Annotated in this window: 8 protein-coding genes and 1 pseudogene; 1 reads left to right on the top strand and 8 read right to left on the bottom strand. The window is 41.5% G+C overall.

Annotated elements, in window-relative coordinates; genetic code table 11:
- Window positions 1-818: 818 nt before the first annotated feature.
- From pssA to C5471_RS13415, 3 genes and pseudogenes are all read right to left on the bottom strand, one after another.
- The gene (pssA, locus tag C5471_RS13425) at window positions 819-2,174 is read right to left on the bottom strand and encodes a CDP-diacylglycerol--serine O-phosphatidyltransferase (protein ID WP_166295969.1); all 1,356 of its coding nucleotides are present in this window, start codon (window positions 2,172-2,174) and stop codon (window positions 819-821) included.
- Between the two features lie 163 nt (window positions 2,175-2,337).
- Window positions 2,338-4,980 (bottom strand): bifunctional acetate--CoA ligase family protein/GNAT family N-acetyltransferase, encoded by a 2,643-nt coding sequence (locus C5471_RS13420; protein WP_133816153.1) that lies wholly within the window; start codon window positions 4,978-4,980, stop codon window positions 2,338-2,340.
- Window positions 4,981-5,045: 65 nt separating this feature from the next.
- A pseudogene (locus C5471_RS13415) lies at window positions 5,046-5,279 on the bottom strand (DTW domain-containing protein); the annotation flags it as partial.
- Between the two features lie 98 nt (window positions 5,280-5,377).
- Here C5471_RS13415 and C5471_RS13410 point away from each other — a divergent pair.
- Window positions 5,378-6,394, top strand: a complete 1,017-nt coding sequence (locus C5471_RS13410; RefSeq protein ID WP_133816155.1) for a tRNA/rRNA methyltransferase — start codon at window positions 5,378-5,380, stop codon at window positions 6,392-6,394.
- A 45-nt stretch (window positions 6,395-6,439) separates the two neighbouring features.
- Here C5471_RS13410 and emrB read toward each other — a convergent pair whose 3' ends face one another.
- The 5 genes from emrB to C5471_RS13385 form a co-directional block, all read right to left on the bottom strand.
- Entirely contained in the window at window positions 6,440-7,981 is a 1,542-nt protein-coding gene (gene emrB / locus C5471_RS13405) for a multidrug efflux MFS transporter permease subunit EmrB (protein WP_133816156.1), read from the bottom strand.
- Between the two features lie 20 nt (window positions 7,982-8,001).
- Window positions 8,002-9,180: a multidrug efflux MFS transporter periplasmic adaptor subunit EmrA gene (emrA, locus tag C5471_RS13400; protein WP_133816157.1), complete on the bottom strand. Its 1,179-nt coding sequence runs from the start codon at window positions 9,178-9,180 to the stop codon at window positions 8,002-8,004.
- A gap of 233 nt (window positions 9,181-9,413) precedes the next feature.
- Window positions 9,414-9,941 (bottom strand): transcriptional repressor MprA, encoded by a 528-nt coding sequence (gene mprA, locus C5471_RS13395; protein WP_133816158.1) that lies wholly within the window; start codon window positions 9,939-9,941, stop codon window positions 9,414-9,416.
- A 129-nt stretch (window positions 9,942-10,070) separates the two neighbouring features.
- On the bottom strand, window positions 10,071-10,406 hold the full coding sequence (gene ygaH / locus C5471_RS13390) for an L-valine transporter subunit YgaH (protein WP_208862197.1): 336 nt from the start codon (window positions 10,404-10,406) through the stop codon (window positions 10,071-10,073).
- On the bottom strand, window positions 10,406-11,164 hold the full coding sequence (locus tag C5471_RS13385; RefSeq protein ID WP_133816160.1) for an AzlC family ABC transporter permease: 759 nt from the start codon (window positions 11,162-11,164) through the stop codon (window positions 10,406-10,408). Before C5471_RS13385 ends, ygaH begins: the two co-directional genes overlap by 1 nt.
- Window positions 11,165-11,280 lie beyond the last annotated feature (116 nt).

Raw genomic sequence — 11,280 nt, 5'->3', positions numbered from 1 at the left:
CAGCGTCAGCTGGGGGTTTTTGCGTTTTAGGGGATGATTTTATTGACTGACTGACCCCAGTTTTTCATCTGATGGATATGCCGCTTTGGCAACAGGTAGCCCATCAGTATGTTAATAATCAAAATACATTACAGTTATAGCAACAAGTATATAAAAATAACTTAAACCAGTTTTTAGGCTTATAGAAAATTAGCAATACTATAAGTTTGACTAATTTTTATGGCCTTAGTTATGAGTAAATAACATTTTCAGGCAATATTACATCAATACTTTTTTATTTTTTTAAATAAATCATGTAAATATATCTTATTCTGTTTGTCGTGAGAGTTTCTTAGTTGGAGGAAATACATTCTTTGGCATATAAAGTTTAATTTAAAGTAAGGCGTAATCATGGAAATCTATTTATTCTCTTGTAAATCGACATTGAAAAATTTTTCAGTGTTAAGAATAAATTTTATTATTTTAATTCCATTTGTATTGATTTAAGAAATAAGATTTAAAAGAGAAAACTCTATATTTTCTTACCTAGTAAGAATAGTGATATTTGCTATGCTGTATATAAAACTTTAAAGCAGCATATAATTGAGATGATATTTTACCGGTTAAAGAATATTTCTTAAATAGAATATTTAAACATTGTAGTTCGGATAGTCGTTGGATTAGTTTTCTTTACTTTTTAACTCCAAAAAGCAGATCCTGCATTTCATATCTTTGAAATGCTTATTTTTAAGCAGAACTAGAATTGATTAAATTAAAAAATCCCCTGAAGTTATTCGCAACAGGGGATTTAGAGAAAATAATCAGCTTTATCGATTCAATTATAGAATACGATTAATCAGCCTGTCTACTCGGATACGGCGTAAACGACGGATAAGTTTACGCACTTTGACTGGGTAAAGCTGGATACTGTCCAGTTCCTGATAATTACTGACAATCGTAGTATGAGTACGGATACAGTTTAGTTCTTTTGTCCGTTGTTCCTGCATTTCTTTATTAGGATCGTGGATAAGAATTGCATTTTCTAAATCCAGTCCCCAGGCACGAGGATTAAGATTATTTCCTGTAATCAATTGCCATTGATTATCTACCCACACACCTTTCAGATGGTAGCTATTATCACCATCTTTCCATAACCGTACAGTTAGTTGATCGCTATCTACATAACGCTGTAGTCTGCTGATAAAACGGCGCAGGTTGATTTCATATAGGTATGGCAATGCACCGATAATTTTAAATGGTTCTTCCGGTGGAATATAAAAATCGTTGGCAGTTTTATCGCCAACAATAATTTCCACTTGTTTACCCTGACGAAGCAGATGAACAATCAGTCGAACAATGATAGCTGGAAGGTTAAAATACGGAGTGCAAATAACCAGTTTTTGTTCTGTACTGGCGATAAGATGACTGATGGTTTTATTTAGCAGGTTTTTCTTCCCCAGACCGGCAAGTGGGGTGACAGATAATTCATCGTTCGTTGCCTGATTATTTATCTGATAAGTTGTGTATCGCAGAGAAAAGCGAAATTGACGGATCAACGGTTTAATTTCAGGGCTACGGGGACGATTCTTACAATTCAGTTTTTGTACAGCGTCTGTAGCGATAATGTAATTATCAACAAAGTGTTTCATTGTTTCTGCAAGTTTTGCATTATGAAGCAAGTGGTAGCGATCATAACGATATTTATCATGTTGGTGTAGATAAACATCATTAATACTCGCCCCGCTATAAATCACCGTATCGTCAAAGATAAAACCTTTTAAATGTAAAACTCCCAGTGCTTCACGGGTATTTACTGGTACACCTAATACTGGAATTTTTACATCAGAATATGTTTCTGCCATGGAACAATACCAATCGGCATTAGTTGCCATTGCAACATCACCAATTCGTCCACGTTGTGCCCGATGCCAGTCAACAAGAACTTTAATGTCCAGATCCGGACGTTGTTGTTTAGCTGCATAGAGTGCATTAAGGATATCTCTCCCTGCGTCATCGTTTTCCAGATAGAGGGAGATGATATAAATATGTTTTTCAGCATTAGCAATTTTTTCCAGCAGGATGCTGCGGAACACTTCAGGTTGATAAAGTGTTTTAATATCAGCAACTGACTGAGGTAGCTTAGGCAGTTGTGCAAGGTGTTGTTGGTGTTTAGCTTGTTTGAATTTAGACAACATCACAGTGCGTTTTTTCTCTTATGTTGGATGGCTGAAATACGACTATATAAAGCAATGAAGCAAATGATCTGGCGATAATACCATTTGTTTGGTTAATTGGGAGCATGATTTAACGCTCTGCTACCTAATGATTCAAGTCTGTGCGATTCATCACGTAGTTGATTTAAAGTTCGAGGGCTAAGTTTACAATGCCGTCCTCAAATTGAACATCTATGGTAAATCCAAGTTTTTTAGCCAGTTTTATCATAGTGCGGTTTTCTGGCATGGTGATGGCGTTGAGACGGCTTATGCCATGTTCCCGTGTATAATTAATCAGCTTGATCATCAGCTGATGTCCAAGGGTAATCCCTTTTAAATCAGAGCGTACCAGCACAGCAAATTCTGCCTCGACATTATCAGGGTCAGCTATGGCACGAGTGACACCGATAATTTCCGGAGTAGTCTTAGGATGACGCACAGCAACAAATGCCATTTCACGGTCGTAATCAATCTGAGTCATATTCGCTAAATCATCGTGAGTGAATTCGCTGATTTCACTGAAGTAGCGATAATAAAGATCTTCTTTGGTGACCTGACCAATAAAATCTTTTAGCAGAGGTTCATCTTCTGGCAGAATCGGACGTAGAAGGCATTCGGCACCACCTTTCAGTTTTATGGTTTCTTCCAATTCGCTTGGATATGGGCGGATAGCCAATCTGGTCCGAGGATCACCTGCTATCGAAGATAATTCCATTGAAACATCAAGTAGTGTGAATTCATCACCGGAAGCCAGTAATGGGTGAATATCTAGTCGTACAATTTGCGGGCAATCAAGTAACAGGTTAGAGACTTGAACCAAAAGTCGGCTAAGTGCCAGCACATCTAATGATTGAGGAGAGCCCCTGAGTTTAATTTTTCTACTTTTAATGGCTTGAATAACCAGATATCGCGCTAATGCCATATTAAGCGGTGGCAATGCTACGGCTGCTTGTGTTTCCTGTGACCATTCAACACCACCTTCTCCCAGCATAATCAGTGGACCAAATACCTCGTCTTGTTCTACGGCAATTCGCAACTCTTGTGCTCCGGCACGGTTTGCCATGCTCTGAACTAACAGTCCCTGAACTCTTGCTTGTGGGAAATTCTGGTTGACACGTTCGATAATCGCTTGAGCAGAAGCTTTGACTTCATCTGCGTTGCGCAAATAGAGCATAACCCCCTGAACTTCTGATTTATGCGGGATATCTGGCGAACGTAATTTCAGGGCGACAGGATAACCGATCTGTTGGGCGATACTGACCGCTTCATCACTGTTATGAGCAATCCATGTTGGAAGTGTATTGAGACCATAGGCTTCCAGAATAGGTTGAACTTCATGAGTATCCAGACGAGAATTTCCCTGTTCCAGAGCTTGTTGTATGCACTGATGGGCGCGGGCCGTATTGGCTGTGATGTTTGCTGATAGTGTTGGTGTTTCTGTTAATTGTTTCTGATTGCGGCGATATTCCACCATATGCATAAAAGCAGTAACGGCACCTTCCGGGGTTCGGTAAGTTGGAATACCTGCTTCACTGAACAGGCGGCGGGCTTCTTGTGAAGAATACTCTCCGCACCAGTTAGTGAAGATAGTCAGCCATTTTCCCCGTGGGTGTTTACGGATTGTCTCAATGACTTTTGTGGCGGTCTGAATGCCGGGAGCCATTGCGCTAGGAGAATGAATAAGTAGCAGTGCATCATGGTCATGGCTGTCTAGCAAAGGTTTTAGTGCAGTGATGTAACGTTCCACTGTCGAGTCATCTCTTAAATCCAGCGGATTGTGGAGGGAGATAGTTTCTGGTAGTTGTGTTTTCAATGCCCTCGTTGTTTCTTCACCTAATGTTGCTAACTTACCGTTACGACGGAATAATTCATCTAGCGCCATTGCTGCTGGAGCCGCGCCATTACTAACAATAAATAGTCGCTCTCCCCGTAAAGGTGACATATGGCTTAATGTTTCTACCGCAGAAAACATTTCATGTGTATCTTGCACCCGCAATAATCCCGCACGCTGAATTGCTGCGTCATAAGCAGCATCCAGATTTTGTTGTTCACCAAGTAATCTCTGGGCCTGCTTGGTGCGGCCGCTTTTAACCACCAAAATAGGTTTATTGCGGGAAGCACTTCTGGACGCTGAAAGAAAACGACGGGCGTCATGAATATGCTCCAGATAGAGCAGGATAGCACTGGTTTTACTGTCACGAGCCAGGAAATCAAGCAGATGATCAATATCAATATCTACACTGTCGCCCAACGCGATAAAGTAGGAAAACCCGACTCCCCGGTGTTGAGCCCAGTCAAGAATCGTATTTGATACCGCCGCAGATTGAGAAATAAAGGCTAGTTTTCCTTTGAGTATTGGAACTGGAGAAAAGCTGGCGTTTAATCCTTGCCAGGGGGCTAATAATCCCAAACTGTTTGGTCCAAGTAGTCGGATACTATAGCGCTGGCAACACTGCTTTAGCTCAGTAAATTGGGGCTCTGGTGAGGAAAGAATAATAACTGTTTTACAACCAAGTTGTCCCAGTTGTTCCAGACATTGCAAATTGCGGCCATGATGAGTACAGATAACAGCCAAGTCTGGTGTGATCGGTAATTTATCTATTGAAGGATAGGCTAAAACCCCTTGAACGGAATCGCTATTGGGTGTTATCGGCAGTATTGGCCCGGCAAATCCTCCTGCAAGCAGGTTGCGCATCATAACTGAACCCGCTCGTTCTGGTTTTTCTGAAGCACCAATTACTGCAATGGATTTTGGGAGTAATAAAGCTTCAAGTCCGCGCTGGCTCATCAGGAGGCTCCTTGTTAGCGATTAATGTGGTCACTGTAACGGATTTTGTTGGTAATTGCTGTGATTTACGCTATCGGGTGATGAGGTTTACCTGCCAGATATTGTTGATGAAAATAGCTAAAATGAGTAAGCAGTCGCTGAGAAGCAATTAAGTCTCCAGCTTGTTCTAGGATGGTAGCAGCCACTTCTGCGGTACAATGTTGTTCTTCTCTAGCGGACACCCGCAGTGAATAATCTGTTTTTGCTGCACTGTTGACTGATAACAATGGAATATCATCCAGGTAAGGGCTGGTAGGAAAAAAATTAAAGGCATATTTTGATAGATTGTGGTTGTCAGAGGTAGCTTACTATGCACACATCAGGTAATCTTCGCGCCATAAAGTAGTTGGAGGGACGAATGAACGATTCATACAGTGGTAAAAATGGCAAAGTCAAAGTGATGTATGTCCGCAGTGAGGACAATAATGACAGCCGCGGCAATAACAAACGTCCGTCGGGTAAAGGGCGCGATCAAGGTCAGCGACGTCGGGACAATGAGCGATCATCCCGTTCTCCGCGTGTTACTGAGCGTGAAAGATCGCCCTGGAAAACAGTTTCTCGCCCTGAGAGTGATTCTTTAACGCCAGAACATAGCGGTATCAGTGGGAAAAGCCAGATTGATCCAGAACAGCTTCGTCGTCAGCGCATGGAAGAAACCCGGATTTATGGTGAAAATGCTTGTCAGGCGATGTTTAAAAACCGTTCAGAGGCGATAGTTCGTGCCTGGTTTGTTGAGTCAGTGACACCACGCTTCCGTAGTGCTCTAAAATGGATGGCTGCCAACCGCAAAGCTTATCATGTTGTGGATGAAGCTGAACTGGCGAAAGTGTCAGGCACTGAACATCATGGCGGTGTTTGTTTTCTAATTAAAAAACGCAGTGGTTTTGATGCGGAGACCTACTTGAAAAGTGCTCCGGTAAAAGACTGTGTTCTGGCTCTTGAAGATGTGGGTAATCCACATAACCTTGGTGCTATTATGCGAAGCTGTGCACATTTCGGTGTGCAGGGTGTGATTTTGCAGGATGTGGCTTTGTTAGAATCTGGTGCGGCTATTCGTACAGCAGAGGGTGGCGCTGAACATATTAAAGGTATTGATGCTGATGGTTTTACCACCACACTGAATAAATTTCGTGAAGCGGGTTACACCATTGTGACAACATCCAGCCATAAAGGTAGCACCAATTTAGCTAAAGTTAAATTACCTGAAAAAATGGTTCTGGTACTTGGTCAGGAGCATGATGGCTTGAGTGACAGTGCTTGGGAACATGGCGATATGAGTTTGTTTGTCGGGGGCACTGGTTTGGTTGAAAGCCTGAATGTTTCTGTTGCAACAGGCGTTATGTTAGCTGAATGGTGGCGACAGAATAGAGCTTGATAGTAAAAGCGGGAGCTGTCGTGCTCCCGTTTTGCTATTTAAGATTCAGTGAGCTCCGCTAACACTCTTTTTACTTCCTTGTGTGAATGGGGGTTTCGCTAACCAGACGAGCATAATCAGAATCAGGAATACCCCGGCGGAGAGCCAGAATATTTCATTTGCTGAAATTATGAGTCCCTGATGGGTAATTTCTTTTGCCAGATAAGCAGAAATTTGTTGGTTATTCATTCCCAATGCCGATAATTGCTGATAAATCTGTTGAGTTTCGGGATTATAAGGATTGATGTATTCAGTAAAATGAGCGTGATGCATTGATTCGCGTTGAGTCCACATGGTCGCTGTTAGTGACGTTCCTATTGAACCTGCCAATGTTCGGACAAAGTTGGACAGACTGGATGCAGATGCCATGCGTTCTGGCCGTAAGCCAGAAAGGGTAATGGTTGTTAGCGGCATAAAGAAACAGGCGATAGCAAGCCCTTGAATAAACTGAGGCCACGCGGAAGCGGCAAAATCCATTCCTGGTTCGAATGTATATGCACGCCAGTAATAACAGACAGCGTATATAACAAAGCTGAATGTCACTATGTAGCGCATATCTACTCTATTGCCGAACTTACCAATCAGTGGTGATATTATCAATGGCAACAATCCTACCGGCGCTAATGCAAGCCCTGCCCAGGTTGCTGTATAGCTAAACACTTCCTGTAATAACTGAGGTAACAAAACAATTGTGCCGAAGTAGAGTAGATAAGCCAAACTCAAGCAGAGGCAACCAATAGTAAAATTGCGTTCTTTAAACAGCGACAAATCAATAATTGGGTTGTCATCGGTTAATTCCCATATTGTCAGACATATCAATGCTATTACAGCTATAACAGTTAATACGATAATTTCTGTAGAATTAAACCAGTCCAGTTCTTTACCCTGATCCAGCATAATTTGCAAACAACCCACTCCGATGACCAGTAACACGAGTCCTATTGTATCGATAGGCTTGATCTCTGTTTGGGTTTCACGCCCTTTCAGTGTTTGCATAGCAATCAGAATAATCGCTATACCAACAGGAACGTTGATAAAGAAAATCCATCCCCAATGATAGTTATCACTGATATAGCCACCCAGAATAGGGCCAAAAATCGGTGCGACAATAATAGTGAGTGACCATAACGCCAGCGCCATATTTCCTTTGGCTGGTGGATAATTGTTCAGTAGCAGGCTTTGCGAAAGAGGAATAAGAGGACCAGCAACTAACCCCTGAATAACCCGGAAAAAGATTAGCATTCCAAGGCTATTGGAAATTCCACATAACCAGGAAGCTATAGTAAATAGGGCTGTTGACCCGATGAATAGCTTAACTTCACCAATGCGTTTTGCTAGCCATCCAGTAACCGGGATTGAAATTGCATTAGCGACACCGAAAGAGGTAATTACCCAGAGCCCTTGAGTATTTGATGACCCCAAATTACCTGCGATAGTGGGTATAGCTACGTTAGCAATTGTGGAATCCAAAACTTGCATGAAGGTTGCCAAAGATAACGCAATGGTCATCCAGGCAAGTTTGGCACCTGTAAGCGGCTGTTTTGTCACTGTTGCCTCCGGTATTGTTTTTAAGCGTTATTATTGATTATGTCGCTAACTATTTTATTTGCCGGAGACATATCTATTGCCAGTGCAGAGGTGTGATAAGCCGATTTAGTGCGTGTTCTGTCAGATAGAACAGGCCCATCAGACAGGGTGGTATCTACCCTGACTTTAGTTGAGAGACCGATGCGTAATGGGTATTTCTCTAATTGTCCAGGATCCAGTGTAATGCGGACGGGTAAGCGTTGAACAACTTTAATCCAATTGCCACTGGCATTCTGAGCAGGCAATAAAGAGAAGGCGCTGCCTGTACCCATATCAAGGCCAGTGATTTTGCCGCTAAATACTTTGCTTCCACCGTAGAAATCGCTGGTGATTTCTACGGGTTGACCGATACGCATACCGGCAATTTGAGTTTCCTTGAAGTTAGCTTCTATCCACATATCGTTTGCTGAAACTATCGCCATTAGTGGTGTATTTTTATTGACTTGTGCGCCAACTTGTACACTGCGGCGTGAGACATAGCCGTCAATTGGGCTGACTATTTTAGTGCGTTGTAGCGCTAGCCAGGCATTACGGACTTCCGCTGCTGCTTGTTCAACGGCAGGTTGTTTCTCTAGTGGTGTATTACGAATAACTGCCTGATTAGCGTTATATTGCTCGATAGCAATATCCAGAGCGGCTCGGGCACTGGCAACGGCTTCCTGTGCATGTTGCAGCTCCTCTTTACCAATCACTTTTTGAGCGCTAAGTATTTCACGACGGCTGAGATCATTTTGAACTTTGGTCAATTCAGAGCGGCGCAGAGCGATATTAGCCCGATATTGTTTACTGTTAATTATCTGCTGATGAGTCTGACGAACACTGTTAGCCAGTGCTGTTTTTGCTTTTTCCAATGCTAACTCTGCATCACGGGGATCGAGTTGTACTAATACACTGCCGCTTTTCACAAAGTCAGTATTATCGAAGTTAACTGTAATTACGCTGCCGGTAACTTGCGACATAATCTGAACTTGATTGCCTGTAACGTAGGCATTATCGGTTTCTTGATGATGGCGTAAAATGAGAAACCAATAAAAAAAGTAGGTAACACCAAGCAGAGTAAATACCAGAGTTAGTAATACTAAGGCACGACTGCGTTGTCTTTTTTTGTTATCGGTTGGATTTTGTGGTGCTGGTACTTCAATTTCCTCATTCGTGCTCATAGTAATCTCCATGCTTGTTATCTATCTTTTGGTCACTATCATCTTTCAGCTCACTTTCCAGTAGTGGTATGTCATCACTACTGGAAAGATGAATTACACAGAATCCAATGTTATCGAAGAATAATAGTTAGCTTTTGGCAGAAAAGATCATCTTGGCTAACAAGGAAATTTTTCTCGAACAATTTAACCAGAAAATTGTTGTTTGGATGAAAATTGTTCGATCAAACAATAAGTTATTTTTTGATACAATCGCCCATTGTATCAAGTCTGACCAGTAATTTTCTCATTAACGTCTCTAACTGTTTTTGTTCCTCCTGGTCAAGGCATGACCAAAGTTTTCTCAGGCAATCATGTTGAGGTGGAAGTAAACTATTTAAAAATTTTGTACCTTGATCTGTCAGGTGAAGGTGAAGACAGCGACGATCGTTATGACTTTCCTTTCTTTCAATCCACTCCTGCTTTTCTAATTCATCAGCAATACGAGTGGCGTTAGTACGAGAAGAACCTAATGCGGCACTTAATTCTGATGGTTGGATGCTGTGGCTTTCTTTAGTATCAAGGATCATCAGGGCCATGAACAAAGTTTCATTGATTCCTTGAGCTTTCAACATATTATTACGGTTTTCAAGCAATTTGCTTTGGACGTGCATTGATAACCTAGTCAACAGGATCTCTTGATAAGGGATATCTTTATTTAATTTGGCTTGCTGTGCTGCACGAATATTCAGTAATTCTTCGGTAGGCGTAAACGAACTTTCCATTATTTAGATACCTTATTAGTTTCAACTGGTAAGATAACTTTTGTTATCAAACATCCAAATGGTATATTAAAAGATAAATTTAGCAATTGTAGTTATTTATTATCATCATATTTCTTTTGATATTGATACCTAATTCATAAATATTTTGAATGTTAGTCCAAAAAGCAGTGCTCCGAATAGTGTTGCGAGTATAATTTTCTTTGTTTTGTAAAAAATTAAACAGATAGTTAAAAAGCCCACCAGGGTAGGAAATAGCTTTTTACTGTCTCTCATTACATCAGGTACACCTGATACGATGAGTAAAGCGCAGATAGATGCAATGCCAATGCTGTCAAGAATAATGCCTGTTTTTCCGCCTTGTCTGCCGCCAGATTGATGCGCTTTACCAAAACGCAGTGGAAGATAGCGGAACAAAAAGTTAGCTAACCCAACAAATAGCCCGATGAGCAAAATTCTACTGTCAATCATTGTGTTTCCTTTTGTTCATTAGTGTCATTGCAACTGTTTCTTGGTTGTAACAATGCTGCGATACAACCACCGACAATACCTGCCAGAATGGCAACAGGGATTGAGAAAAGCGTAATTCCCAGTAGTGCCCCAGTCAGCGAGGCTGCAACACAATAACTGTTTTGTTTTCTGCAAGATGCAAGCAGAAAACTTAAAAATAGTGCCGGTAACATGAAAATCATGGCAGCTTCTATTGCAGGGTAGGATTCCAGATAACCGTTGCCAAGAAATGCGCCGGCTGCTGTACCAACAACCCAGGCAAGCCAGGAACAGCTCGCAATAGCAACCATCCAGTTTTCACTCCAACTACGTTGGTTCTTAATCAGTTTTGCGGTGGCTGCGGCAAAAACTTCATCTGTTAGACCAAAAGCCCAGATAAGGGTTTTTCTCTCCGTTAGTTTATCTTTGATACGATGTTTTAAAGATGGACCATAAAGGATATGGCGAACATCCATTGCCAGTATTGTCAGGGCAGAAACCCATAAGGACATGCCTGCGCTCAGTAAGGCCGTGATAACGAATTGGCTTGCACCGGCGTAGATGATGCATGAAAAGAAAATGGCTTCTATTGGGGTGAAGCCAAGTTTGACCGCGCTAAGACCAAAAGCAAAAGCGACGGGAATGTACCCGATAACGATGGGTAAACTGTCTACTATTCCCTCAGTAAAGGAGGATTTTTTACTGGGTAAAGGCGTTAATGTGTTAGAAACAGGCATACGATATATCTAGTTATATAAATGTTATGTAACATTAACAAAAGGAAACCAAATAGAAAATATTATCCTTAATAAATGTTTCGTAAATGTTTTTATTTAGACAATCTTTTACCATA

Source organism: Photorhabdus tasmaniensis (assembly GCF_011189505.1).
In the GTDB taxonomy this organism is placed as follows: Bacteria; Pseudomonadota; Gammaproteobacteria; order Enterobacterales; family Enterobacteriaceae; genus Photorhabdus; species Photorhabdus tasmaniensis.
The sequence above is the reverse complement of the archived record's forward strand: the minus strand, read 5'-3'. Positions and strand labels throughout refer to the sequence as shown.